The sequence below is a fragment of the Iodobacter sp. genome, from assembly GCF_025352645.1.
Lineage (GTDB): Bacteria > Pseudomonadota > Gammaproteobacteria > Burkholderiales > Chitinibacteraceae > Iodobacter.
The window spans coordinates 1-26,738 of record NZ_JANXSO010000058.1; the positions used below are offsets into that span (position 1 = coordinate 1).

At 49.7% G+C, this 26,738-nt stretch carries 23 protein-coding genes; 9 read left to right on the forward strand and 14 right to left on the reverse strand.

Annotated features, from left to right (window positions below; translation table 11 throughout):
• The 4 genes from Q0R17_RS07540 to Q0R17_RS07555 form a co-directional block, all read left to right on the forward strand.
• Positions 1–427: aspartate-semialdehyde dehydrogenase (locus Q0R17_RS07540; protein WP_293933563.1), on the forward strand; the 427-nt coding region annotated here is incomplete at its 5' end.
• A 567-nt stretch (positions 428–994) separates the two neighbouring features.
• Positions 995–1,759 (forward strand): TSUP family transporter, encoded by a 765-nt coding sequence (locus Q0R17_RS07545; protein WP_293933565.1) that lies wholly within the window; start codon positions 995–997, stop codon positions 1,757–1,759.
• A 42-nt stretch (positions 1,760–1,801) separates the two neighbouring features.
• Positions 1,802–2,263, forward strand: a complete 462-nt coding sequence (locus Q0R17_RS07550; RefSeq protein WP_293933568.1) for an EVE domain-containing protein — start codon at positions 1,802–1,804, stop codon at positions 2,261–2,263.
• Positions 2,257–3,057 carry a sulfite exporter TauE/SafE family protein gene (locus Q0R17_RS07555; protein WP_293933570.1) on the forward strand — a complete coding sequence of 267 codons (801 nt, stop codon included), beginning with the start codon at positions 2,257–2,259 and terminating at the stop codon, positions 3,055–3,057. The genes Q0R17_RS07550 and Q0R17_RS07555 overlap by 7 nt, the downstream gene beginning before the upstream one ends.
• A gap of 136 nt (positions 3,058–3,193) precedes the next feature.
• Here Q0R17_RS07555 and Q0R17_RS07560 read toward each other — a convergent pair whose 3' ends face one another.
• A complete protein-coding gene (locus Q0R17_RS07560; protein ID WP_293933573.1) occupies positions 3,194–3,811 on the reverse strand; it encodes a hemolysin III family protein in 618 nt (205 codons plus the stop codon).
• A 253-nt stretch (positions 3,812–4,064) separates the two neighbouring features.
• On the opposite strand from Q0R17_RS07560, the gene Q0R17_RS07565 reads away from it, so the two are divergent.
• Positions 4,065–5,732 carry an LTA synthase family protein gene (locus Q0R17_RS07565; RefSeq protein ID WP_293933574.1) on the forward strand — a complete coding sequence of 556 codons (1,668 nt, stop codon included), beginning with the start codon at positions 4,065–4,067 and terminating at the stop codon, positions 5,730–5,732.
• A 376-nt stretch (positions 5,733–6,108) separates the two neighbouring features.
• Here Q0R17_RS07565 and Q0R17_RS07570 read toward each other — a convergent pair whose 3' ends face one another.
• The 5 genes from Q0R17_RS07570 to Q0R17_RS07590 form a co-directional block, all read right to left on the reverse strand.
• A complete protein-coding gene (locus Q0R17_RS07570; protein ID WP_293933575.1) occupies positions 6,109–7,389 on the reverse strand; it encodes an EAL and HDOD domain-containing protein in 1,281 nt (426 codons plus the stop codon).
• 182 nt (positions 7,390–7,571) lie between these two features.
• Positions 7,572–8,450: a phosphoribosylaminoimidazolesuccinocarboxamide synthase gene (locus Q0R17_RS07575; protein WP_293933576.1), complete on the reverse strand. Its 879-nt coding sequence runs from the start codon at positions 8,448–8,450 to the stop codon at positions 7,572–7,574.
• A 224-nt stretch (positions 8,451–8,674) separates the two neighbouring features.
• Complete coding sequence (locus Q0R17_RS07580; RefSeq protein WP_293933579.1) at positions 8,675–9,277, reverse strand: FMN-binding negative transcriptional regulator; 603 nt, start codon at positions 9,275–9,277, stop codon at positions 8,675–8,677.
• A 140-nt stretch (positions 9,278–9,417) separates the two neighbouring features.
• The gene (locus Q0R17_RS07585; RefSeq protein ID WP_293933582.1) at positions 9,418–11,157 is read right to left on the reverse strand and encodes an ABC transporter ATP-binding protein; all 1,740 of its coding nucleotides are present in this window, start codon (positions 11,155–11,157) and stop codon (positions 9,418–9,420) included.
• 189 nt (positions 11,158–11,346) lie between these two features.
• Positions 11,347–13,086: an ATP-binding cassette domain-containing protein gene (locus tag Q0R17_RS07590; protein WP_293933584.1), complete on the reverse strand. Its 1,740-nt coding sequence runs from the start codon at positions 13,084–13,086 to the stop codon at positions 11,347–11,349.
• A gap of 212 nt (positions 13,087–13,298) precedes the next feature.
• On the opposite strand from Q0R17_RS07590, the gene Q0R17_RS07595 reads away from it, so the two are divergent.
• Positions 13,299–14,300 (forward strand): NAD(P)/FAD-dependent oxidoreductase, encoded by a 1,002-nt coding sequence (locus tag Q0R17_RS07595; protein WP_293933586.1) that lies wholly within the window; start codon positions 13,299–13,301, stop codon positions 14,298–14,300.
• Between the two features lie 228 nt (positions 14,301–14,528).
• Here the strand turns inward: Q0R17_RS07595 and Q0R17_RS07600 are convergent, their stop codons facing one another.
• From Q0R17_RS07600 to rpmH, 8 genes are all read right to left on the reverse strand, one after another.
• Complete coding sequence (locus Q0R17_RS07600) at positions 14,529–15,026, reverse strand: hypothetical protein (protein WP_293933587.1); 498 nt, start codon at positions 15,024–15,026, stop codon at positions 14,529–14,531.
• Between the two features lie 233 nt (positions 15,027–15,259).
• Positions 15,260–17,254, reverse strand: coding sequence for an acyltransferase family protein (locus Q0R17_RS07605; RefSeq protein WP_293933589.1), 1,995 nt, complete (start codon positions 17,252–17,254; stop codon positions 15,260–15,262).
• 537 nt (positions 17,255–17,791) lie between these two features.
• The gene (gene mnmE / locus Q0R17_RS07610) at positions 17,792–19,126 is read right to left on the reverse strand and encodes a tRNA uridine-5-carboxymethylaminomethyl(34) synthesis GTPase MnmE (RefSeq protein WP_293933610.1); all 1,335 of its coding nucleotides are present in this window, start codon (positions 19,124–19,126) and stop codon (positions 17,792–17,794) included.
• Positions 19,127–19,145: 19 nt separating this feature from the next.
• Positions 19,146–19,544, reverse strand: coding sequence for a hypothetical protein (locus Q0R17_RS07615; protein ID WP_293933591.1), 399 nt, complete (start codon positions 19,542–19,544; stop codon positions 19,146–19,148).
• Positions 19,545–19,612: 68 nt separating this feature from the next.
• The gene (gene yidC, locus Q0R17_RS07620; protein ID WP_293933594.1) at positions 19,613–21,280 is read right to left on the reverse strand and encodes a membrane protein insertase YidC; all 1,668 of its coding nucleotides are present in this window, start codon (positions 21,278–21,280) and stop codon (positions 19,613–19,615) included.
• A gap of 24 nt (positions 21,281–21,304) precedes the next feature.
• Positions 21,305–21,514 (reverse strand): membrane protein insertion efficiency factor YidD, encoded by a 210-nt coding sequence (gene yidD, locus Q0R17_RS07625; protein WP_293933597.1) that lies wholly within the window; start codon positions 21,512–21,514, stop codon positions 21,305–21,307.
• Entirely contained in the window at positions 21,502–21,828 is a 327-nt protein-coding gene (rnpA, locus tag Q0R17_RS07630; RefSeq protein WP_293933598.1) for a ribonuclease P protein component, read from the reverse strand. Before rnpA ends, yidD begins: the two co-directional genes overlap by 13 nt.
• Positions 21,829–21,891: 63 nt before the next feature.
• Entirely contained in the window at positions 21,892–22,026 is a 135-nt protein-coding gene (rpmH, locus tag Q0R17_RS07635) for a 50S ribosomal protein L34 (protein ID WP_293933600.1), read from the reverse strand.
• 232 nt (positions 22,027–22,258) lie between these two features.
• On the opposite strand from rpmH, the gene dnaA reads away from it, so the two are divergent.
• The 3 genes from dnaA to Q0R17_RS07650 form a co-directional block, all read left to right on the forward strand.
• Entirely contained in the window at positions 22,259–23,632 is a 1,374-nt protein-coding gene (dnaA, locus tag Q0R17_RS07640) for a chromosomal replication initiator protein DnaA (RefSeq protein WP_293933602.1), read from the forward strand.
• Positions 23,633–23,841: 209 nt separating this feature from the next.
• Positions 23,842–24,948 (forward strand): DNA polymerase III subunit beta, encoded by a 1,107-nt coding sequence (gene dnaN / locus Q0R17_RS07645; RefSeq protein ID WP_293933604.1) that lies wholly within the window; start codon positions 23,842–23,844, stop codon positions 24,946–24,948.
• A 218-nt stretch (positions 24,949–25,166) separates the two neighbouring features.
• Positions 25,167–26,738 (forward strand): DNA gyrase subunit B (locus tag Q0R17_RS07650; RefSeq protein WP_293933606.1); only part of this gene is annotated, 1,572 nt, incomplete at its 3' end.

The following is a 26,738-nucleotide window of genomic DNA, read 5'->3' on the forward strand; positions in this document are numbered from 1 at the left end:
CCCTTGGATTGATGCGCAGCTTGATAACGGCCAGACTAAGGAAGAATGGAAAGGTCAAGCTGAGGTGAATAAAATCCTCGGTAATGAAGCGCCAATCCCCGTTGATGGCCTCTGTGTGCGTATCGGCGCAATGCGCTGCCATAGCCTTGCCTTAACCATTAAACTGAATAAAGATCTGCCGCTAAGCGAAATTGAAGCGCTGATTCAATCTGGCAATCAGTGGGTTAAATGGGTGCCAAATGATCGTGCAGTTACGGTTAAAGAGCTAACTCCCGCTGCAATCACCGGCAAAATGGATATTGGCGTAGGCCGTGTACGTAAGCTGAATATGGGCCCTGAATATATCAGTGCCTTTGTGATTGGTGATCAACTGCTCTGGGGCGCTGCCGAGCCATTGCGCCGTATGTTGCGGATTTTGTTAGGCTAATTGTTTGGTGGGCATTTTGCCCTGCCATCAAAAACAGAGCGCTGCGGCGTTCTGTTTTTTTCATATTTAGCAACTGATGTTACAAAGTACTTGTCTTTTTAGTGCCTTCGGCACGTTGATTTAGGTGCGGGGGCCCCCGCGAAGTCTTTGATTTCTGCTTCGCCAAGAAAGTAAGCAAAGAAGGCGACCCCACGAAACACGAAGACTCCTCATCTGCGGACAATCGAGCGGCGGCTGAGGAACTCGCTTCGCTCAAACAGTCCTCGCCGAAACCCCGCCCGCTTGTTCCTCGTGTCGCGGTTTCAAGGGGACTCTAAAGCCCCATTTTGAGAGTGCAGTCCATGCGCTTTTCGTTGTTTTTGCTAAAGAATAAAAAGGGCTTAGTGTCTATGGGGTTGTATTTCCTCCTGCATAAAGTCTCTGCAACTTGCTGCCCATCTTTGAAGAAATAGAGCACATCTGTGCTCTATTTCTTTATCTGTTACGGTGGATGTTAAAGAAATCTGCCTCTGTTACTTATCCAAAGCTTGCACGATAATAGTCCGCTATCTGCATCTGCGAGTCTCTATGCTTACTGATTTAATTCTTCTGCTTCCGCTCGCTTTTACTGCCGGTTTAATTGATGCCGCCGTGGGGGGCGGTGGGCTGGTGATGATTCCTGGTCTATTTGCTATTTTGCCGCGTGAAGTCCCAGCGGCATTGTTTGGCACCAATAAACTAGCATCAATGATGGGTACGGCTTCTGCCGCCGTTCGCTATGCGCGGCGGGTTAAGCTGCCGTGGAATATCTTATTGCCAACCGCCGCTGCTGCCTTTGTTGGCTCCTATCTGGGGGCGCGCTCCTTACACTTTTTGCCGCTGGAATGGGTGCGCCCGTTGGTGATTGGCCTGCTGGCAGTTATGTTGGTCTACACCTGGCTTAAGCCTTCTTTTGGGCACGAAGATGCTGAGCGTGAGCTGACCCGCCGCGATTTATACATCGGCCTACTGATTGGCGTAGTGATTGGGTTTTACGATGGCTTTTTTGGCCCCGGCACTGGCTCATTTCTGATTTTCTTATTTGTACGGCTGTTTCATTTTGATTTTTTACGTGCTTCGGCATCGGCCAAAGTGGTCAACCTAGCCACCAATCTGGCCGCGCTGATGTTTTTTATCCCCGCACAAATGGTGATCTGGGGCTACGCCATTCCTATGGGCCTTGCTAATATCGCTGGAGCGCAAGTGGGGAGTAAAATGGCATTAAAAGGCGGCAACGTCTGGGTACGGCGGTTATTTTTGATTTTGTCAGTTACGCTGATTTCTAAGTTGGTATGGGATACGGTTAAGGTTTAGCTCAATAAACCACTCGGGAGTGCTTACAAGTTGGGGCTAATTATGAATTATTGGTTAATGAAATCTGAGCCGGATGAGGTGTCGATTGATGATCTGGCGGCTTGCCCAGAGCAGACGGTGGGCTGGTATGGGGTGCGTAATTATCAGGCGCGTAATTTTATGCGGGATAAGATGCAGCTAGGTGATCGAGTGTTTTTTTATCACTCCAGCTGCAAAGAGCCGGGTATTGCAGGCCTTGCCAAGGTTGATAGCTGCGCCTATCCAGACCCAACTCAGTTTGATACCAGCTCTGAGTATTTTGATAGCAAATCGACGCAAGAATCCCCACGTTGGCAGCAAGTTGACGTGCGTTTCATACAAAAAACCCGCTTGCTCAGTTTGAACGAGCTACGAGGCTACCCGGAGCTGGCCGAAATGCTGTTGCTGAAAAAAGGCTCGCGCTTGTCGATTACCCCTGTGGCTGCACAAGATGCCGCATTTATCTTGGAAAAACTAGCATGCTAACTGCAATTTTGGCCTATCTCTGTGTAGGACTGGTGGCTGGGTTTTTAGCGGGCTTGCTAGGTGTGGGCGGTGGCCTCGTGATTGTGCCTGCTCTGCTGTATGTCTTTGTTTTGCTGGGCCTGCCTCCCGAGCATCATCAGCATTTGGCGCTAGGCACATCAATGGCGACGATTGTCTTTACCGGCATTGCCAGCTTGAAAGCGCATCATGGGCGCGGAGCGGTGCGCTGGCCTGTGGTGAAGATGATTACTCCAGGGATCTTATTTGGCACTTTTGCGGGCGCGCAGCTGGCGGCGTCTGTGCCTGGGCTAGGTTTACAGTGGTTTTTTGTGGTGTTTGCTTATTTGGTGGCGGCGCAAATGTTGCTAGATTTCAAGCCTAAGCCATCCAGAGCATTACCTGCCGTGGGCGGGATGAGCGTGGTGGGGACGACGATTGGCCTTGTTTCTAGCTGGGTGGGCATTGGCGGCGGTTCTTTGTCAGTGCCGTTTATGACGCTTTGCAATGTGCCGGTGAAAGAAGCGATCGGCACATCGGCAGCGATTGGCCTGCCGATTGCACTGGCCGGTGCGCTGGGATATATCGTCAGCGGCTGGTCTGCAGCCAGCTTGCCACAGGGCGCGCTAGGTTTTGTCTATTTACCCGCCTTAGCGGGCATTGTACTGGCGAGTTTCCCCATGGCAAAAGTCGGCGCAGCGGCGGCACACCGCCTGCCAGTGCCGGTGCTGAAGAAATGCTTTGCAGCATTATTAATTGTGCTGGCAAGTAAGATGCTGTGGAGCTTATTGCAGTAGCTGGCCAGCGACAAAACTTAAACCTTGAACCACAGAGGACACGCAGCTCCACGGAGAGAAGTCATGTAGGGTGGGCAAGTTTTTATGCCCACGCGTCTGTGCTCCCCGCGTGGGCACGATAGGGCGTGTGCCCACCCTACACTACATAAAACAAGATGCTGATAAATTGGCACAAGCTGCCACCCAGCACAAATAAATGCCAAATGCCGTGCCCGTGCGGGATGCGGGTGTCGAGCACATAAAAAACAATCCCCACCGTATACACCACCCCGCCAGCCGCCAGCCAAGTCATGCCCGCTGCAGGCAGGGCCGCTGCTAAGGGCTTGATGGCAAAAATAATTAACCAGCCCATCACTACGTAAATCACGAGCGACAAGGCGCGGGTGCGTTTGCCTAGAATATTTTCTTGTACGATGCCGATGATTGCCAGTGCCCAAATCACACCAAATAGCGTCCAGCCTAAAGGGCCGCGCAGGGTGACCAGTGCAAATGGCGTATAGCTGCCTGCAATGAGCAAATAAATGGCGCAGTGATCCAGCCGTTGGAAAACCGCCTTAGCTCTACCTGTCAGCGAGTGATAGAGAGTGGAGATCACATACAGCACCACCAGCGTACTGCCATAAACGGTGACGCTAGCAATTTTCCACGGGTCGCCGGTCATGGCTGCAAAGGTGATTAGCAGAATCAGCCCACTGATCGCGAGGGCCGAGCCGATCAGATGGCTCCAGCTATTAAAGCGCTCTCCCTGATACATCTTTATCCTTTATGTGCATATCGCTTATGCCTGAGGATAACGGCTATATGGATAGCATGTCTGGTATAAATGCCAGATGAATGATGTAGGTTTTTATTGCCAGAATAGGGAGGCGGGCGCTTATAAAGTGTGGAATACACTGTAAATATTGTTCTTCATGACAATTTTAAGACGCTAATCTCTTGATTTTATGCTAGATTTGCCGCCCTTCTGGATGATGTGTACTCGTTTATTTATGACTATGTCGTACTCTGTGAGTCTTAATTCTTTTAAAAAAATCAGCGGCCAGTTGGTTTTGATTGCTGGGCCGCTTGCCCTGCTTTTGCTCGGGCGTTATTTGGTGGATAGCAGCTGGAGCCCACAGCGCCTCTTGTTTTCTGCTTTGCTATTTGCGTTGCTTGCGCTGCCCTTGAATCGCTGGGCTGCCGCTGTGGCCGCCATCAGCTTTGAAGGCTTGCTGTGTCACGCTAGCTGGTTAAAAGAAGGCCAGACAGGCGAGCCGCTGTTAGCCAGAGATTTATTTGAAGTCTCGCAAGGCGCGTCACTGGCTAGCTATTTAAACTGGGAAATGATTGTTTTTGCGCTGCTTGCCATGCTGGCAATTGGCCTTGGTATTTGGAAAAGGCCGCGCTTTGCTTGGTGGCGTTTGGTGCTGGCCTTGCTGCTGCCCGTGCTGTTACTGGTACGTATTTTTGATCACGGTATTTTAACTAAGACCATCTCAAACAATCTAGTTGATCATTTTAAGGCACCTTACCTTTCCTATAATTTTATCCAAAATACCCGCCAGAATGGGCTTTTAGTCCATCTTTACCAAACCGCTGAAAGCGTTAAGCTACCTGCCGCAGGGCCACACACTTTTTATCAGCTGGGCGCGCTTAAAACACAGGAAGTGATAGAGCCTGATGTGGCGTTAATTTTGTGTGAGGCTTGTTTTACCAGCCTGAATGACGAGCGTTTTACTACCCCAATCGCCCGCTTAAAAGAAAAGGGCTTTAGCGCCAGTATGATGCTCAGCCCCGTGTATGGCGGTGGTACTGCCGAGGCCGAGTTTGAAATGCTGACCGGTTTATCCTCGGCAGTTCTGCCAGGAATTGATTATCAAAATTACGCCAGCAGCTATCGCAGCAACGCGGCAACCTTGGTATCCCGATACAAAGATGCCGGATACCGAACGATAGGTATGCATAACTTTCATGGTAATTTCTGGAAGCGCCGAGATGTTTACCCAAGCTTTGGTTTTGATTCGACGCGCTTTGTAGAAGAAATGTCATGGAAAACCAGAACCTGGCCGGACGATGGTCTTTTGTACGGTGCGGCACTGAAGGCTTACGCGGAAGGCCCCGCCAAAGGCAAAACTATGTTGTCGCTGGTGACGGTGATGACACACGGTAATTACACCGACAGAGATTTTGACGGCGGCCTTAGAGATTACAATCAGCGCTTGGATGCGGCAGTGACGCATCTGGAGAAATTTGTAAAACAGCTGGAAGCGCAGGCAAAAAAACGCAAACGCCCGCTAGTGATTGCTCTGATTGGTGATCACAAACCCTCATTAACGGCCGTGTTTTACCGCAAGGGTGTGTTTGATGACGGTTTCTTCCGGGAAAAAGGTGAGCGCAATGATAAATTTAGATTTGCCTACAATCTGACTCCGGCGCAGTGGCGTAAACGCGCCGAAGTGCCGCTGTTTATCAAGGCCAGCACGCCAGAGCTGGCAGCCAGTATGGCGAGTAATCTAGCGGAGAAACCGATGTTTTGCTTACCAGGGGAGCTGGCTCAGCTGGTGTCTGGGGATGACCCGTTCTGGGGGGCCTTATCTAGCCTATGCAGCCGTGCGTCTGATACGCTTGTTCCAGCGCACCAGCCAGAGTGGCGCAAGGTATTTGAACCCGCATTGTTTGCTGAGCGATTGTTTTAGTTACTAACTGATATTGCGCAGTGATCAACTTTTAAGTGCCTTTAGCACGTTGATGTTGGTGCGCCCTCTGCTGGGACTCCCTTTCTTGAACGGCCAAGAAAGGCAGCAAAATCGAAACCTCATCAGCATTAAATTCCCTACTGCGGTCCAATCGAGTTGGCGGCGGCGGGTTTGGCTCGTGCCTCGCATCCAAGCAATCCCCCGCCCCGCTGGATCGGATGCGTGCTTCAAGGGGAGCTTTAAGCCCCGTGCCGCGAGTGGCGATAAAAATGCAGAAGGCAGGGTTTGTAAATGACTAAAAACCCCAAAAAAATCTAAATTTAGCTTCTGTTTTTCTCTGTGGTTCAAGATTTGGGTTTTGGCTGCGTAACATCAGTTACTGGTGCTCTTCACAAGCTGCCTCAACGCTAAGCAGGGCTTCATAGTAAAGGGTGAAGTAGTGATTGGCGTTGATACCGCACTCAACCAAGAGTTTTCCATCTGGGCACTGTGCTGATTCGCTGGCGATGGCTAAGTTGAGAAAAGGGGCGTAGGGGCCTGTGCCTTTGAGTAGGGCGGCACAAATGGCCTCTGGTAGCTTGAGTAGCCCAACAATTTGGGATAAGGGCCGGTGTATTAATTGCTCTAGCACTGAAAACAGGCCGAGTAGATATAAATGATCTTTTTCCTGTGGCCAGCGCTGGCTACCTAAGCGCTCAGTGAGCTCGGCACGTAATAGGGCGTGTTCTAAGAGAGAAGGATTGGGTTTTTCTTGGCCAGGTAAAGAAAACAGCAGCAAAGATAACCAGCGATAAAGCCGCTCCCGCCCTAGTGCTACTAAAGCTTGATCTAGCGTATCAATTTTTTTATTTCTAGCTTCGGCGGCAGAATTGGCTTGCGCCAATACTCGGAAAGAGAGCAGTGGATCAGTTTTAAGTGAAAGGGCAATATCACTATTGCTGGCATCTTGGCGTAGTAGATTAAGTAAATCCATCACACGTAAAAAACCTGCCTCAATTGGCCCTTCTTGCCAGGTGTTTTGATGAAATAAGCGCCCTGCGGCATAGCTGATTTCTAGTTGTTGGCAGAGTTGAAACTCATCATGCCATGCTAGATCAAGCATCAACACAGGCTTGTTTGGGCCCTGTGCTTTGATACGGCGCACCAGCCTTTCTATGTCAGGGGCAAGTTTGCCATTTACAGAAAAAGCGAGCCATTGCGCTTGGGCGATGATTTCGGAAGACCAAGTGGCAGGAAGCTGCAGGGCTACTCCTAGGCCTGCTTTTTGTAGCTTTTGTAAGGTAATTAAGCCGCCCTCTGGTAGCGCGGTATTGGTATTGAGCAGCAGCATGCCGTTTTGTGTAGCAAATTGAGTGAGCTCAGGCTGAAGCAGGCTACCCGCAGAAATTTCCAATAGTCGTAGACGTTTTTTCCCCATGACCGTACCTAGGCGTACCGTATGGCAAATTAATGCCGCCTCTTCGGCTAAAATTTGGGCAATGCTTTCTTTATTTTGCTGCCGTCTGCGTAGCAGGCTGCCAACAATTCTGCTGCTGCCATCAATAATATTGACATGCTGTAGTTGCAGCGCAATGGCTGGCGTTGCTTGAATGGGTTTACTTGGAGGGGCGGGAGCTGGAGTGGGCTTAGCAAAGAGTTTTTGTAAGAATTTAAGCATATTGGCTTAACACTAGACACGGGAATGTCTAAGTTTAGCAGCCGCGTAGGCTTTATACCGTCTTACTATTGCAAGGCATGTTTGACGTAGTGAATCGCTGAAATTTTAGGCAGAATTTAGCTTTATGCCAAGAGTATGGCGTGGAGGAGCCGCCCCAGCATAGCTAGGGCGGCTAATACGGCTTATTTAGTCAGCTTATCCAGTGCTTCGCGATATTTAGCTGCAGTTTTTTCCGCTACTTCTAAAGGCAGGGCAGGGGCTGGCGGGGTTTTATCCCAGCCAGTGGTTTCCAGCCAATCACGTACAAATTGCTTATCGTAGCTAGGTGGGTTGCTGCCCGGCACGTATTGATCAGCAGGCCAGAAGCGGCTGGAATCTGGCGTTAGCGCTTCGTCCATCAGGCAGAGGGTGCCGTCTACGTCTAGACCAAACTCAAACTTAGTGTCGGCAATAATAATGCCACGCGTTGCAGCGTAAACGCTGGCGGCTTTATACAGCGCAATGGCGGTATCGCGCACTTTAGCGGCAAGCTCTACCCCAATCACTTCTTCGCAACGTGCGTAGCTAATGTTTTCATCGTGATCACCCAATTCTGCCTTGGTTGATGGCGTGAAAATAGGCTCAGGTAATTGATCGGCTTCGCGTAGGCCAGCGGGTAAAGCCATGCCGCAAATGGTGCCGTGCTGTTGATATTCTTTCCAGCCCGATCCTGCGATATAGCCACGAACAATCGCTTCAACCGCAACGGGTTTCAGGCGTTTTACCACCACGGCACGGCCTTCAACTTGGGGCAGATCTGCTGCGCTGACCACGTCTTCTGCACGCTCGCCGGTGAAATGGCTAGGTACTACGTCTTTTAGTTTATCAAACCAAAAGTTAGAAATAGCGGTGAGGATTTTGCCTTTTTCTGGAATTGGCTCGGCCAGAATTACGTCAAAAGCGGAAAGCCGGTCGGTAGCGATCATCAGCATGCGTGCATCATCAATCGCATACAAATCGCGCACTTTGCCCGAGTAAATCTTAGTCAGGCTGGTCAGGTTGGTTGTGGTAAGGCCGGTCATCGCAATTCCTTAAGGCATCAGAGTGGAGCAACAGGCCGCTATTTTGCCCGATTATTGGCTACTTTTGCATAAAAGCTGGCAAGTTCTTAGCCCAAAGGCCCCCCTGCACACTTTAAAAGCGAAGTTCTGTAGACACAGAGCTAAATGAGAAGAGGGAGAACACGGAGAAAACTTTAAGGAGTAGTTTTCTCCGTGAAACTCCGTGTGTCCTAGAGCTCTGTGTTTCAAGACGTGGGTTTGTGTTTTTGCATAAAAGCCGCCAGTTCCTGATCGGCTGGCGAGCCTTGGGTTAAGGCTTGAATAATGCGGTCTTGCTCGGCGTGGGATTTGTTTTGTGAAAGTTTGAATTTTCCGCTTAGTGATTCAATTTTAATTTCAAAGCTCACAATCGCCGCCTGCAAGCGCTGGATAAATTCGGCGGGCATGATATCTGGCCGCGCATAGGGCTCGCCTTCGTATTGGGAGACAAGGGTGGCTAAGGCCTGCGCGGGATTATCTAATAATTGAATCTGGCCGGTCACATGCACTGCGCTGTAGTTCCATGTAGGCACTTGTGGCCCGCAGGGGTAATAGCGATGCGAGATATAGCCGTGCGGGCCTTGGAAAATCGCCAAGACTTGAGCATTGTTTTGCCATGCCTGCCAATGTGGATTAGCCCTCGCGATATGGCCAACCAGCTTTTGCTCTTTTGCAATTAAAGTAAGCGGCAAATGGCTGGCAAACGCCTTGCCATCCACTTGGCTAATCAGCGTGGCGAAACCGTAATCATGAATAAATCCATGAAGGGTTTCGACGTCATCGACAGCAAAGGCGGCAGGGGTGTACATAGGGGCCTTTGAAAGCTAAGTTCTGCAGACACAGCAGGGAGAGCACGGAGCTCACAAACTAAACACCTAAATATCTTAAGGTTTTCTCCATGTGCTGCTTTTAACTCTGCGTTCTCTGTGTCTACAGATCTTGGGTTTTTTTAAACTATTGCATCCAGCTGCTGCAAGAGGTACAGCCGTTGGTAGATACCGCGATCTATCCGCATCAGCTCGTCGTGGTGGCCTTTTTCTGCGATGCGGCCGTGGTTCAGTACTATGATCTGGTCGGCGTCGCGGATGGTAGACAGGCGGTGGGCGATGGAGATCATGGTCACTTTACCGTGCAAGCGGCTGAGGGCCTGCTGGACGATTTGCTCGGTTTCGCTATCGATATGCGAGGTGGCTTCATCCAGCAGCAAGATGCGTGGCTTGCCTGCCAATGCGCGGGCGATGGCGATGAGCTGCTTTTGGCCGGTAGATAGCCGCGTGCCGCTCTCGCCCATATCGGTGTCGTAACCGTTTTCTAGGCTTAAAATCAGCTCGTGAACATTGGCTGCGATGGCCGCGGTTTGGATTTCTTCAAAGCTGAGGTTGCGGCCCATATCGATATTGTCGCGGGCGCTGGCAGCCAGCAGAAAAGGGTCTTGTGGTACTAAGCCGACACCGGCCCTAAACGCCGTGTCGCCAATTTCTAATAGTGGAAAACCATCGATTTCGATATTGCCAGCCTGCGGTGTATAAAAGCGTAGCAGTAAAGAGAGCAGGGTGGATTTACCGCTGCCGGTGTGGCCCACAATGCCGTAGAACGCACCGGCTGGAATATTCAGGGATAGATCGTGTAGCACTGGGTGCTTGGCGTCATAACCAAAAGCGACGTCTTTAAACTGCACCGCACCGCGACTGATCGCGCCTGCGCCTTCCCCGTTGGTGGCTTGTTTTTCGCTCAGCAATACATTTACACGGGCGGCAGACACCACTGCTTGCTGAATCTGGCTAAATTGCATGGTGATCTGAATCAGCGGCTCCACCACGCGGGCGATATAGCTAACAAAGGCGTACAGCACACCAATTTCTAGCCCGCTGAAGCTTTGCCGGCCAAACATCCAGATTACCGTGGCAAGCAGCGCCACGTTTAAGAAATCCAGCGCAGGGCGCAGCAGCCAAGCGTTGGCACGCAGCTCAGCCATGCGGGCGGCGTAGAGGCTGTGGTTGGTTTTTTCAAAGCGCGCGCTAAAGCGTTGCTCAGAGTTCGTTGCTTGTACTACGCTCATTCCAGCGATGGACTCGGCCATTTGTGCATTGATATCGCTGCGTAATTGGCGCGCTCTGGTGACCGAAGGCGCGCTCCAGCGCTGATACAGCCACACAATCAGAACCACGGCAGGAATCAAAATCAGTACGATCAGCATTAAGCGCCAGTTTAGCCACGCCATAGCCGCCAAGGTGCCGAGCACCACAATCAGGCTGTCTAGCATCACAAACAGTACTTGCACATAGAGTGCTTTAACCGATTCGGTATCGTTGGTCACGCGGCTAACCAGTTGGCCGGTGATGGCTTTATCAAAAAACGCCATGGGTAGCGCCAGCACATGGCTATAAACCTGCTCACGCAAGCGTTTGACCGAGCGCATCGCCACACCGGCAAGGCGCAGCAACTGCCAGTAGCGCAAGATAGACGCCGCCCAGCCGCAGGCTAGCGCACCGCCAAGCAGCATAAAAATCTGAGGCCAGTTTAAAACCTTGGGCAATAAGTGCTGATCGATAAACGCCTTGCCAAGCAAAGGCCCAGCGGCTTCTAGCAGCGCAGCGCAGATCAGAAAAAACAACCCCAGCCACAAATGGCGGCGCTCCGGCAGGGCAGCCTGGTTAAGAAGCGAAATGGCCTGCTTACGTTCGGACATTCAATAAACCTTTTTGGTTAATGCCAATATCAAATCTTTGGGGGCAAATTTAGTGTAAGGCTTAAAAACCCAAATCTTCAAACACAGAGGACACGGAGTTTCAGGGAGAAAACCTTCTCTCGAATGTTTTTCCTCCGTTGCCCTCCGTGTTCTCATTTCCTCCGTGGTTTAAGATTTGGGTTTATTTAATTACTCTTCCAAGCTTGCTTCCAGTTGTTGATAGCGCCATTGGCTGGCGTACCAGCCATCTTTTTCGACTAATTCCTGATGGCTGCCGCTTTCTACTACCTTGCCGTGCTTCAGCACCGCAATATGGTTGGCGTCGACTACGGCGGAGAGGCGGTGGCTGACGATAATCATGCTGCGTCCTTGTTTGGCATCCCTTAGGTGATCCAGAATTTGCGTTTCGGTCTGTGTATCCACCGCCGACAGCGCGTCGTCGAGCAGTAAAAGTGGTGCATCAGAAAGCAGGGCACGGGCGATGGCGACGCGCTGGCGCTGTCCACCTGAAAGCGATACGCCTTTTTCACCGACTGGCGTGGCATATCCATCCGGCAAGCGCAGGATATCGTCGTGCACCGCAGCCAGCTTGGCGACATGCTCGATCTCTGCTTGCGTGGCGTCTGGTTTAATCAAGGCAATGTTTTCTGCGACTGATGCCGAGAATAAAAACGACTCCTGCGGCACCCAGCTCATGCTGCCGCGCAACTGCTGCAGCTTATAGTCTTCAACATTAACGCCGTTCCAACGCACTGCGCCGCTTTGAGGATGGTACTGGCGCAGCAGCATACGCAGCAGGGTAGATTTACCCGAGCCGGTTGGGCCAACCAGCGCCAGTGTTTGCCCAGCAGCAAGAGTGAGAGAAATACCCGCCAGCGCGGCGTGGTTTTGTTCTGGGTAAGTAAATTCAATGGCATCAAAATTGAGCAAGCCACTGGGTGCGGCTTCAACGATGCCATGATCGTCTACAGTCAGTGGCTGGCTTAACAGCGGATCAAGCCGCTCCCATGCCGCCTTGCCGCGCTCTAAGAGGGAGAGCACCCAGCCTGCGGCAAACATTGGCCAGATCAGTTGGCCTAGATACATGCTAAAACTGGTCAGCTCACCAATGGTTAGCTCGCTATGCCAGACCAGATAGCCGCCTAAAGACAATGTTAATACACTGGCGGCGGTGAGCGTCATGCCAACGACTGGCTCAAAGGCCGCTTCCCAGCGCTGTGCGTCTAGGCTGGCTTTGGCCGCGTTGGCCGCCAAGTCAGAGAGCACCTTGCTGTTTCGCCCTTCTAAACCCAGCGCGCGCAGCGTTCTTACCCCAGCCAGCGTTTCTTGCACATGATCGTTCAGAGCCGAAAAACGTTGCAAAGAGTCGGTTGATGCCTGATGCACCTGACGGGATAGCCGCCAGAAACCAAATGCCATCAGCGGAAAAGGCAGCAGGGCAACGGCGGCTAAGCGCCAGTCTATGCCCAGTGTCATCATGGCCAGCACCAGGATCAGCGTCATCGAGCCATCAAAACCAGCCAGCATGGCTTCACCTGCGGCCATTTCTACTGCATCGATATCATTGGTACCGCGTGCCATTAAATCGCCGGTACGTTGGCGGTGGTAAAACGCTGGGCCCTGAGCCGCAAGCTTTTGGTAAAGCTGCACCCGCAGCTCAATGCCTAGGCGGTAGGCGGCAGTAAATAGCTGTAAGCGCCAGCCAACGCGCAAAAAATAAATGGCGAGGCCCATGAGGAGCAGCTCAGCCAGTTGCCAGAGCATGGCGTTATTGCTCATCGATTTGCTGACTAGGCCATCGATCAGAAACCCCACCTTGCGCGGAATCCATACCGTGAGCACCGCCACGGCAAATAGCATTAACGCCGCCAAAATATAGGCACGCCAGTGGCGGCGGACAAAATCGCCCAATAATTTAAACAGCGTCATATGTGTGTGATCTCGAAATGGCTAAGTGATATTTTTTCTTTAAGCGCAAGAGTTTATCTGGGAAACAGTAAGCTGAGAAGCAAGTAATTACGCTGGTTTGTGGCTTAAATGTACACTGGCTTGGGCTATGTTTATTGTGGCTGGCTGCGGTTTTTAGGTGCAGGCTGTTAATATTCGCCAGATCAGTAAATCATTCAATTAAGAGAGAATTCATGTCTTCCCATTACGACGTCCTTATTCTTGGTGCTGGCATGGCGGGCTTAAGCTGTGCACGACGTTTGCACGATGAAGGCAAAAAAGTATTGCTGCTTGAAAAAGCCCGTGGCCTAGGGGGGCGTATGGCTTGCAGGCGCACAGAAAAAGGCGCTTGGGATCATGGTGCTCAATACTTTACCACCAGTGATGCTGGTTTTTCTGCGCAAGTTGCGGCTTGGCAGCAGGCAGGCTGTGTAGCCGAGTGGAGCGCTAAGATTCAGGCTTGGGATGGCCAACGCTTCACCAAGCCTAGCAAAATGCAGCGCTGGGTGGGTGTGCCTGCCATGAATTCGCCGCTGCATGCTCTGGCCGATGGGCTGGATATATTGTTTGATGTAAACGCGGAGTCACTGCTGCAGTTGGAGGGCGTGTGGCAACTGAAGGCAGAGGATCAAAGCTGGCAGGCTAAGCAGGTGGTGCTGACCACGCCACCTGAGCAACTCAGCAGCTTACTGCCCGCAGAGCACGCACTCACTACATTAGCCGCATCGTGCCAGATGGAGCCATGCTGGGCGCTACTGATTCATTCTGCTAGGCCGATAGATTTGCCTTTTGATGGCTTGTTTATTAATCAGGGGCCGTTTACTTGGCTGGCTAGAAACACCAGCAAGCCAGGCCGTGGCGGAGAAGAAAACTGGGTGGCACATGCCTCGCCAGAGTGGTCACGCGAGCATCTGGCTTTAACGCCAGATAAAGCCTGTGCCATGCTGACGCGTGCTTTTGGCGACGTGTTCCACGATATGCCGCTCGAGCATTTACCGGTGTTTAAACTGCTAAAAATGAGCGCCCACCGCTGGCGCTTTGCAAGTGGAGCCTTGGCAGAAGGCACAATGCCGTATGCAGTGAGTGCAGATGGCTTAGCGCTAGCTGGGGATTGGCTGGCTGGGGGCAAAGTGGAGGGCGCTTACCGCTCAGGCTTTGCACTGGCTGGGGCTTTGCTAGCAGCCTGTCGGACTTAGGACTGACCTACTGCAAAAACGCCGGATTCGGCCATATTCCACGCATTTTTTCGTTAAAAAGCTAGCTATTTGCCTCAAAAATGCGTGAAATCTGTCTCGAATCGGTCATTCTTTCGCTACGGTCGCCAAAGTCAGACAGACTGCTAGCGGCGTAATACCGGTTTTGTAGGGTGGGCAAAAGCTTTATCTTGCCCACGCGCACATCCAATCAACTCAGCATATTGAAGTCTAAAACGGCATATCGCCGGTTCTGAATTCCACACCGAGCTCTTCTGAAAGGCTAAGCATTTCTTCGTCATCCGTGCTTTTGGCTAGCCAACCGCCGTAGCAATCGCCTTCGGTGGCCCAGTTCCAAAGTGTATAGCCTTGCGATCTAAGCTGTCCGTAAGCGGCTTCCATCAGATCTGGCACGCTGGTATTGTCTAGAAAATCATCATCGTCGGTGTCTTCAACGCCCCAATCAATGCTGATCTCTACCCGCTCTGCCAGTGCGTCTATGCTGGCAATAAATGACTCGGTGTCTTTCCAATCGACAAAGAAACCAGATTCCCAATCGATCACATCTTTGATAATCCAGATGACTTCGGTTTCCTCATCATCTTCACTATCGTCTAAGTTAGCGACTTCTTCCTCAAAGGCTGCCCATTGAGCTTCTACAGCGGCAAGGTCATCAAGGTTAATGAGTTCAAAAAGTCGCTTAACGGATTGTTCCTTAGTAGTGCTCATGGAGGGCTCCTTTGCTGCAGTTGCTAATATAAATAAGAAGGTATGGATTGCGTTATAAGTTGAATGACAAGCAAACCCAGAGATAGTTTCTGCTGTATTGATACTTACTATTGGCATAATAATACAGTCAAGGCATAGCTTGCACTTCGCTTTTAGGCAGCTGCAAGTAAGATGCTACATTGCTTTGTTTAAGCCTATGTGAATAGCGCTCATTTATGGGTTTGGTTACTTCGTTACCCTTGGTTTGCTTTCCATATTGCAGTGAGTATGGAAAGAAATGAGGGATAGAGCACACGATTGCCATGGGCGCTTAAATGATCGCCATCAAAAAATAAAGGTTGCTTACCATCAAAGGCCGAGCAGTTTTCTGTATTGCAGAGGATGGGGATGGTGTCCCAAACCACAAGCTTGGGGTGCTTAGTTTGCAGTGTGCTGATGGTGCGTATTACTGGTTGGCTCATGGTTTGTAAGAAATGACGGCTAATGCTTAGCCCACCACGGCAAACGGGGTTTTGCGCGTTAAACCAATCCGCACAACGAAATGCGGGTGATTTAAATATGGGTTTAGGGGCATCCAACATTACAATCAGTGATGCTTGTTCTAGGCGAGTGATGATCTCTTCGGCTTCTTTTACCACTTGCTCGCGCATCTCTGGGCTATCTGCAGTTTTGTTGGAGTCGATGACTTGATCATCTTGAAACGTAACCCATTGATCACTTAAGCGTGGCATACGTAAAGAAGCTAAGAAAACCACATCACCTGGCGCTGAGTTTTTTTCTATTTCAGCGAGGGATTCGCTAATAAAGCGTTTGCAATCAGGATTGGCGGTGTAGCGCAGGTTGGCAATGGCGCAGCCAGCGGCGGAGTAAGAGAAAACTTCTACGCCTTGTTGATCGCTTAACATCCTTAACATGGTGCGGTAAGCACCTGTGTGCGAATCTCCCATTACAAAAATTTTGCGCTTAGTGAAATGGCGGGCGATGGGGGGATAGTTGTTGGCGGAGCCCCAAGGCTCTGGATACCAATTTTGTGCATCTTTGGTGACGCTAAGACTGAGTAACGGCTGAGCTTTAAAGATAAATTGGGTGCATATAAAGCTCAAAATAATAAAAGAAACGCCTGCACCGACAATTTGCCAATTTGGTTTGCTATGAAGCAATGGATGCTTGCGAATAGGCTTTTCAATAAAGTGATAGGAAAAAACACTTATTAAGGTTGTTAGCAGCGCGGCAGTAATTAAATAGATAGGCTGATCTAAACCTACAGTCCATCTAAACATCGCTAGTATTGGCCAATGCCATAAATAAAGTGAATAGGATATTTTTCCGATATAAACAAGCGGTAAAGGCTGTAGTGCTTTTTTTAATAAACCTTGGTTCGATGCATTGGCAACCCCCGAAATCAGTAAAATGGTACCGCTACTGGCCAATAGCGCCCAAGGAAAGGGGAATGACTTCGGCTCAGAATAAACAAACCCTAAGGCAATTAAAGCAAAGCCTAAAAATAGCGCAATATTGGAAGTGTGTTTTTGCTGGGCTAAACACGTATTTTTCTGATGTAAAATAAATAAAATGGCGCCACTGGCTAATTCCCAAAAGCGGCTAGGAAGTAGGTAATAAGCATGCTCTGGTGATGTTTTTGTTTCATAGGCTGCATAAATAAGAGAGCTAAGCAGTAACAGTGGTAGTAGATAGCGAGATAAAAAACCAATGATATTAGATTTTTGATTAAATTTTATCCAAATAAAAAATATAAATGGAAACAATAAGTAAAATTGTTCTTCTACGGCCAAAGACCAAGTATGGGTAAAGGCATTGAATTCGACGCGGGGAGAAAAATAACCGTCGTTAAACCAAATTAAGGCAAAATTACTTAAGCCTGCAAAGGCATATAAGGCGGTATTGTTGCTGCTATTGCTTAGCCATGATGCAGGTACCAAAAGTGTTTGAATCAGGCCCACTATGACCAAGCAGGCGAGGAGTGCAGGGTAAATCCTGATAATCCGCCGCGCATAAAATTGGAGTGTAAAACTAAGAAAATAAGCTTGATTATGCTTAGCAAGGCTGCTGCTCACTACATAGCCCGAAATCACAAAAAAAACATCCACCCCAGCAAAACCACCTGGTAATAACAGGGGATTGAAATGAAATAAAATCACGGATAGCACGGCGATGGCTCGCAGGCTATCAATCTCTGGAATATAACCTCTGGAGGACGGTGTGTTCATAGTGTTTTAATTATCTGCTATGAATAGATTATTGTTTTTTGTTTTTGGCGTTTAATTGAGCCGCTTGATTTAGCTAGGCCCTTATTCATAGCATAAAATAGATTTTTTACATAACGGATGTTACGCGGTAAGGGTAAATAGTTGTATTTCACTAAACTACACGAAAAATACGAACAGACACTAGATAGTGGCCATTCCTTGTGCCCTGATTATGTCTCTTGCTTAATAACGCCTACGTAAATCAATTTTTTCAACTGCACTTTGCTTTGGCATGACGGGTTGTATCCCAATCCTATCAACTTAGGCACACCATGTAGGGTGGGCAAGGTGGTTTATCTTGCCCACGCGGATGGCACACAGCGTGGGCAAAAAACGCGCCCACCCTACACATAGTCCATTAAGCAAGAGGCATAATCAGGAGAAATAAAGTAGCAGCCAGCCTAGCTGGTTTTGTTGCGTGTTTTTCGTGGAAGAATAATTGTTATCTATAACATCATCTATATAAAAAACCCGCATAAAGCGGGCTAGTAAATTATTTTATTTTCCAATACAAAAGCGGCTAAAAATCACGCCAAGTAAATCGTCTGAAGTAAATTGCCCAGTGATTTCGCTGAGTGCGTTTTGGGCTAGGCGTAGCTCTTCGGCAAAGATTTCAATTTGCAAATAAGCGATATCAGCGGTAGCAAGGTGGGCTGCCGCACGGCGAATGGCGTTGAGATGGCGCTCACGGGCGATAAACACGCTGTCGTCATTGCCGTGCCAGCCAACCAAGGTGAGTAGCTTGCTACGCAGCTCAGTTAAGCCAATGCCGGCTTTGGCCGAAACGTGGATTTCATTATCGGCCACGATGCCTGGCACATCACCGGTTAGATCAATTTTGTTAAATACCCGTAGCACGGGTAGTTGTGGCGGCAGTTTATCCAAGATGGCTTGATCGTCTGCAGTGATGCCTTCGCGGCTGTCGATCAGCAGCAGGGCGAGTTCGGCCTTGGCAATGGCTGCCCAAGTGCGCTCAATGCCGATTTTCTCAACGGTATCGGTGGTGTCACGTAAGCCTGCGGTATCAATAATATGGGCAGGAACGCCGTCAAGCTGGATCAGTTCTCGCACCGTATCGCGGGTGGTGCCAGCAATGGCGGTAACAATGGCGATTTCTTCGCCTGCTAGCGCATTCATTAGGCTGCTTTTACCCACATTTGGCTGGCCAATGAGCACAACATGCACGCCTTCACGCAGCATTTTGCCTTGGGTGGCGGTGCCAAGTACCCGTTGTAGCTGGCTTTGTAGCTCTAGCAACTTGCCGTGGGCATTGGCGGCTTCCAGAAAATCGATATCTTCTTCAGGGAAGTCTAGCGTGGCTTCAACTAGCATGCGCAGGGTGATTAGCTCGTCAACCAGTACATGAATCTCTCGCGAGAACGCACCATCCAGTGATTTAAGCGCTGATTTTGCGGCAGCGGTAGATTGGGCGTCGATCAGATCGGCAACGGCTTCGGCTTGGGCCAAATCCATTTTATCGTTTAAGAAGGCACGTTTACTGAACTCGCCCGCTTCGGCAAAGCGCGCACCTAGCTCAATGCAGCGTGCTAACAGCATTTGCATCACAATCGGCCCGCCATGGCCTTGCAGCTCGATCACGTCTTCGCCGGTAAAAGAGTTGGGGCCTGGGAAGTACAGCGCAATCCCTTCATCCACTACGCTGCCATCTGCTGCTTTGAAGCGGGCAAAGTGGGCGTAGCGGGGTTTAAGTGGCTTGCCGATCAGTTGATCGGCGATATCGCCCAGATTGCGGCCAGAAATACGAATAACGCCCACACCACCTCGACCGGGGGCGGTGGCAATGGCGGCGATGATGTCGGGGGTGTAGAGCATGGCGAACTCGGTGTGGGGATTAAGTGAAACTTTCTTCATAAGCGGTACAAAGCAGGATGCGCCAGCCTTGTGGTGTTTGAATCAGATTATACGTGGTATGGAACTGCCACGGCGCTGGCTGTTTGCGCTCAATTTGCCAATCGATATCTACGATGGCGTGTTGAGTACCCTGCAAAAATAGCTGATTAATTTTAAAGCTAGCCTTTAAAAAGCCTTGCTCTGTATACCACTGGCAAAGTTCTTGCATATTGTTTGCCGTGGCATCTGGGCTAGAAAAATGTGTGTATTGCCCATGCTGAGCAATCCCTGAAGGCATGGCAAATAGCGCTGCAATGCTCAGGCTATTCTGCTGATTGTAAGCAAGGCAGTAGCTATTAAAAAATTGCTCAATTTCGGCATGGATGTGCTGTGTTGTCATCACAAAAAATCGACTGCTCTGAAATGAAAACGCCGCCCGAAGGCGGCGTTATTTAGGCGAATGGCTTATTAAGTTTTAGCTAGCTTAACAGGCTTATCGTTATCTGCTTTTTCAATCTGGCGCGTGATAAACCATTGCTGAGTAATGGAAATCACGTTATTAACGACCCAGTACAGTACCAAACCGGCAGGGAAGAAGAAGAAGAACACACTGAACATCAGCGGCATAATTTTCATCATCTTAGCTTGCATCGGATCCGGCGGTGGTGGCGACAGCGATGTTTGGATATACATCGAGATAGTCATCAATACTGGCAGCACGTAGTAAGGATCTTTCACTGATAAGTCAGTGATCCAGAACATCCACGGCGCTTGGCGTAATTCAACCGATGCCAGCAGTGCCCAATAGAGTGCAATAAACACAGGAATTTGCACCAGCATCGGCAGACAACCACCTAGCGGGTTCACTTTCTCGGTTTTATACATTTCCATCACGGCTTGCTGGAACTTCATCTTGTCATCGCCGTGTTTAGCTTTAAGCTGTTCCATGCGCGGTGCAAGCTTGCGCATTTTAGCCATTGAGCGGTAGCTGGCGGCGGCGAGTGGGAAGAACATCGCTTTGATCAGCATGGTCAGTAGAATAATTGACCAACCCCAGTTGCCTACTATTTTGTGGATGAAATCCATCACGGCGAAGATAGGTTTAGAGAAAATGGTGAAAATCCCATAATCTTTAATTAGATCAAAGCCTTGCGATACGGTTTCAAGTACACGTGTTTCTTCTGGGCCAACAAACAATGGCACGGTTGTTTCGTACTTGGCATTGGCTGCAACCGCTGGCAAATCGATAATCACACCCGCAGAGTACAAGCCATCTGGCAGCTTTTTCAGCTCGTAGCGAACGCCATTTGCACCGCCTACAGCAGGTGCACCCACTGGGGATACAATCCATGCGGTAGCAAAGTAATGTTGCAACATGGCAACCCAGCCGTCTTTGGCAGTTTGCTCATAATCGCCTTCACCCTTGTCTAGCTTGCTGAAGTCCACCTTTTGGAATTTCTTCTTGTCGGTGTAAACAGCGGGGCCAGTAAAGGTGGTTGCGCCCATATGGCCGCCGCTACCTTCAGGTGTTTTGCCATCACGCAGCAGACGGAAGTAAGCCGATGCGGTTAAAGGCTTGCTTGTGCCGTTAACGATTTCGTACTTCACATCAATCAGATAGCTATTACGCTTAAAGGTGTACACCTTAGCGATTTTTACACCATCTGGGCCCGCAGCTTCCAAACGAACCGCAACTTCATTTTGACCATCGGCCAATTGGTAAGCGCTTTGGGTACTGGTGAAGGTGCTTTTATGCGTAGGCAGGCCAGCACCGATCAAGCCGGTTTGGGCTACATAGATATGCTCGCCTTCGTCTTGTAGTAGTGCAAATGGCTTTTTAGCATTATCAATCATGCCATGCTTAAGCAGCTCTACACGGCGAAGATCGGCACCGGTGGTGTCGATTTCAGCATTGAAGAGGTCGGTTTTTACCGTAATGCGCTGACCGCGTTGCAGTCTGCCAGCATCTTGAGGTGCTTGGCCTGGGGCAGCTTGGGGTGTAGAGCCATTGGTGGCGCTTGCTGTAGCAGCAGGCGTGGTTTTTATTTGAGGGTAACGCTGTTCCATCCACTTCTGCCAGAAGAAGAGGATGCCGAATGACAACGCGATAAAGAGGATGAGTCTCTTGGTATCCATTGGTGCTCGAAATGGTATGCGGATTTATGGTACCGGATCATGGCCGCATCCACCCCAAGGGTGGCAACGGCACAGCCGGCGAATAGTTAGCCAGCTCCCTTTTATCACACCGTAGCGTGTAACAGCTTCAATGCCGTATTGGGAGCAAGTTGGCGTGTAGCGACAGCGGGCCCCAAGGAGCGGGCTAATAGTAAACCGATAAAGTGTCAGTAGTGCGACGATTATTTTCGACATTTGTGAATCTTGCCGAGCAGTGAAATAAGTGCTTCACGTGCTGCAGCGCCTTCTTTTCGCCCAAATGGTCGACGTGCACGTACCACCAGATCGATGCCGGTTACTTTATTTGCGTTCAGGCGAAATGTTTCTCGCACTGTGCGTTTGATGTAATTGCGGCCAACTGCCCGTTTGTCTGTTTTTTTCCCGACGACAACGCCAAGCCTAGCGTGATCTAGCCCGTTGGGCTTGCCAAGTACTTGAAAGAAATCGTTGGAAGAAGAACAGCGCAAACTAAAAACGGATGAAAATTCATCCGCTTTTAGCAGGCGCATATTGCGCGCAAAACCAGTTTGGGAGTGTCCCAACAAAGCTTAGCATCAAGGTTATGCCCGCAATTAAGCGGTCAAAACCTTGCGGCCCTTTGCGCGGCGAGCGTTAACAACGCGAACGCCGCCAACTGTTTTCATGCGGGCACGAAAACCGTGAGTGCGTTTGCGTTTGATAACTGAAGGTTGAAATGTACGTTTCATAATATTGGATCCCTGCCAAACAAAATCGAAGTAAACCGCCGTTTATATGCCTTCTATGGCCTTGTGTCAATGTATTTTATTAAGCGACATCATAATCGGGCTGTGGATAAGTCGTGGGTGAAGCGGTACAATCGCCCCTCGTTCTCTTTTGAAAACATCACCGTTTTCGTCGTGAGCCCCCAGTGTGGGGCTGTTTTGTATCTTTGCAGATCACGGCGAACAGGATACCCCTATGTCTGTGCTGGAAAATTGCTGGCCCCACTGCCTTGCTGAGTTGGAGCGTCGTTTGGGCGCGGACCAGTTTCGTATTTGGATTAAACCGCTTACGGTAGAAATGACCGATGAGGGTTTAAACCTGATCGTGCCGAATCAGATCTTTTTACAATTTATCCGTGATCGTTATCTTGGAATGATTGAAGAAGCCGCGGCAACTTTTGCCATAGGTGGCGATGCGCCAGTTATTGCTTTGCGTGTTGGTGTAATGCCAAGGCCGGTGGCTGCCTTACAAGCCAGCAGCCAAGAGGGCGGTGTTGCTAAGCCTGCGCCTGCCAAGGCCGTGATCAGCGCTTCGGCGGCTAATCATGAAACCACGCGGCTTAATCCTAATTTTACTTTTGAAACGCTGGTTACCGGTAAGGCCAACCAGTTGGCACGCGCTGCGGCCATTCAAGTGGCAGAAAACCCCGGTGTCAGCTACAACCCGCTGTTTGTATATGGTGGCGTGGGCTTGGGTAAGACTCACTTGATTCAATCTATTGGTAACTATGTGCATCAGCGCAATCCTGGTGCAAAGATTCGTTATATTCACGCCGAAAAATACGTGCAAGACGTGGTGCGTGCCTACCAGCACAAAGCGTTTGACGAATTTAAGCGCTACTACCATTCGCTAGATTTACTACTGATCGACGATATTCAGTTTTTTGTGGGCAAAGATAAAACCCAAGAAGAATTCTTCTACGCCTTTAACGCCCTTGTTGAAGCGCACAAGCAAATTATTATTACCTCGGATCGCTATCCAAAAGAAATTGACGGCTTGCAAGAGCGTTTAACCTCGCGTTTTTCATGGGGCTTAACGGTGGCGATTGAGCCGCCAGAGCTAGAAATGCGCGTGGCGATTTTGATGAAAAAGGCCGAGCGTGAAAACTTTAAGCTCGATGCCAATGTGGCGTTTTTTGTGGCCAAACATATCCGCTCTAATGTGCGAGAGCTAGAAGGTGCGCTGAAACGGGTATTGGCTTATTCGCGCTTTACCAATCAGCCGATTACACTAGATGCAGCTAAAGAAGCGCTGAAAGATATTTTGGCGTCTGGCAGCCGTCAGGTATCGGTCGAAAATATTCAGAAAACGGTCGCAGATTTTTATAAAATCAAGATTGCAGATATGCACTCTAAAAAGCGCACTCGGGATATTGCAAGGCCAAGGCAAATTGCCATGGCCTTGACTAAAGAACTGACCCAAATGTCTTTACCGGCAATTGGTGAAGCTTTTGGCGGGCGCGATCACACCACTGTGCTGCATGCCTGCCGTACCATTGAAGAAATGCGCGGTAGCGATAGCGAAATTGCTCACCAGTACGGTGTGCTGCTGCAAATGCTGCGTAGTTAATCCTTAGCGTGGCGGCTTAGTTGCCACTGCTGCACTACCGCTTGTTTAAATACAATGTGCGTTTATGCGTTTTGTATAAAAAAAGGCGGGTTTTGTAAGTTTGGATGTTGCTGTGCTTATTTAACATGGCGAAGCGCCATTCATTCCCTACACATGCTGTAAATCGGTTAGAATCCTGCGGTTAAACCCATTTTTCGGAACGAGGCGCCATGCAACTCTTGCAAGCCGAACGCGATGCGCTCCTGAAGCCGCTGGCCACGGTCACCGGTATTGTTGAGCGCAGGCACACCCTGCCCATCCTCTCGAACGTGTTGATCAGGAAGGATGGTGACGCCCTGTCTTTTACCGGCACCGATCTTGAAATTCAGATCAGTAGCCGTCAGGCGGAAGGCTTTTCTGGCGATGATTTCGCCATTACAGTTGCGGCTAAAAAGCTGTCTGATATCTTGCGTGCTATTGCGGATAAAACCGTGGTTAGCATGGAAGAGGCTGATGGCCGTCTGACGATTAAGGCCGGCAAAAGCCGCTTTAATCTGCAAACGCTGCCCGCGGCTGATTTCCCGCAGCTTGCGGTAGATACCAATTTGCGCGCCACGATCCGTATGCCACAAGGCCAGTTAAAAGCCTTGCTTGGGCGTACGCAATTTACGATGGCGCACCAAGACATCCGTTATTACTTGAACGGCTTGTTTATGGTTACTGAAGGCAATCTGCTGAAACTGGTTGCCACTGATGGCCACCGTTTAGCCTTTGCCTCAGCTGAAATCCTTGGTGATTTTGCTAAGAACGAAGTGATCTTGCCGCGCAAAACCATTTTAGAGCTGTACAAATTACTGGCCGATTCGGATGACGAAGTCACCATCGATATCGCCAGCAATCAAGTGCGCTTTGCTTTTGGCAATATTGTGATTCACAGCAAGGTAGTGGACGGTAAATTCCCCGACTACAACCGCGTGATTCCACAAAATAATGATAAAGGCCTGTTGATTGAGCGCCAGATGTTATTGGCCTCTATGCAACGCGCTGCGATTTTATCGAATGAAAAATTCCGCGGCGTGCGCTTAGTGCTTACCGACGGCCTGCTTAAGATCATGTGTAATAACAATGAGCAGGAAGAAGCCCAAGAAGAAGTTGAAGTGGCTTACAGCGGTGCGCCACTCGATATTGGTTTTAACATCCAATATCTGCTGGATGTACTGACCAATACATCGGTTGAAACGCTGCATTTCTCCTTTGGCGATGTCACTTCTTCGGTACTGGTTACTATTCCAGATAACGAGCATTTCAAATACATTGTGATGCCAATGCGTATCTAGCTTCGGTAAGTTTACGAGTAAGGTCGGGGTTGCCCCGGCCTTTTGCATTTGTAAGATGTTAGATTTAGGCCTGTTGCGAAGAATAATTCGCACTGTTTTTATGATTTTGATTGGCTTTGTTTCAAGCTTTTGGGCTTGAACACACTGCGTACATCTTTATAAAAATTTAGCTTGGCCAAAAATGGGCCAAGCTCGTATGTTGATTTAAGGAATTAGCAATGTCTGAGCAACAAGAATATGGCGCCGATAGCATTAAAATTCTGAAAGGTCTTGAAGCCGTTCGGAAACGTCCGGGCATGTATATTGGTGATACACAGGACGGCAGCGGCCTGCACCATATGGTGTTCGAAGTGCTGGATAACGCCATTGACGAGTCGTTAGCAGGGCATTGCGACACTATTAAAGTGATTATTCATGCCGATAACTCCATTAGCGTGGAAGACAACGGCCGTGGTATCCCAACGGATATCAAAGAAGACGACGAATTTAAGCGCTCTGCCGCCGAAATCGTCATGACCGAGCTGCACGCCGGTGGTAAGTTTGACCAGAATAGCTACAAGGTATCTGGCGGGCTGCACGGTGTGGGTGTATCGGTGGTGAATGCACTGTCTGACTGGCTGAAGCTGACTATTCGCCGCAATGGCAAAGCGCATAGCATGGAGTTTCGTCAAGGTGAAGCGGTTGCGCCGCTGGCCGTGATTGGCGACACTGAGCGCCGTGGTACCGAAGTGCACTTTATGGCTTCGATCGAGACTTTTGGCCTGGTTGAATACCACTTCGAGATTCTGGCAAAGCGTATTCGCGAGCTGTCTTTCCTGAATAATGGTGTAAAAATCCAACTGCTAGATCGCAGCCACGGCAAAGAAGAAAACTTTGCCTATGAAGGCGGCGTAAGCGGTTTTGTGCAGTATATGAATCGCAATAAATCCGTATTGCACCCACATATTTTCCATGCGGTTGGCGAAAAAGACGGCATGATTGTGGAAGTAGCGATGCAATGGAATGATTCCTACCAAGAATCCGTGCAATGCTTTACCAATAACATCCCGCAAAGGGACGGCGGCAGCCATATGACGGCGCTGCGCCAAGTGATGACCCGTACGCTTAATCAATATATTGAGCAAAACGATCACGCTAAAAAAGCCAAGGTAGAAACCTCTGGCGACGATATGCGCGAAGGCCTGACCTGCGTGCTATCGGTGAAAATGCCTGATCCAAAATTCAGCAGCCAGACTAAAGATAAGTTAGTTTCTAGCGAAATTGGCCCGGTTGTCAGCGAAGTCATCAGCCAAGCCTTGGCCGATTTCCTCTTAGAAAACCCAAGTGACGCCAAAATCATCTGCGGCAAGATTGTAGATGCAGCCCGCGCCCGCGATGCTGCCCGCCGTGCCCGTGAGCTAACCCGCCGTAAAGGCGTATTAGATGGCCTAGGCCTGCCGGGTAAACTGGCGGATTGCCAAGAAAAAGACCCTGCAAAATCTGAAATTTACCTCGTCGAGGGTGATTCTGCGGGTGGATCTGCCAAGCAAGGCCGTGATCGTAAGTTCCAAGCGATTCTGCCTTTGAAAGGTAAAATCCTGAACGTAGAACGCGCACGTTTCGATAAAATGATCTCTAGCCAAGAAGTCGGCACGCTGATTACCGCGCTAGGTTGCGGTATTGGTAAAGACGATTTTAATATCGACAAACTGCGCTACCACCGCATCATTATCATGACCGATGCGGACGTGGACGGCTCGCACATCCGTACTCTGTTGCTCACCTTCTTTTATCGCCAACTGCCGGAGCTG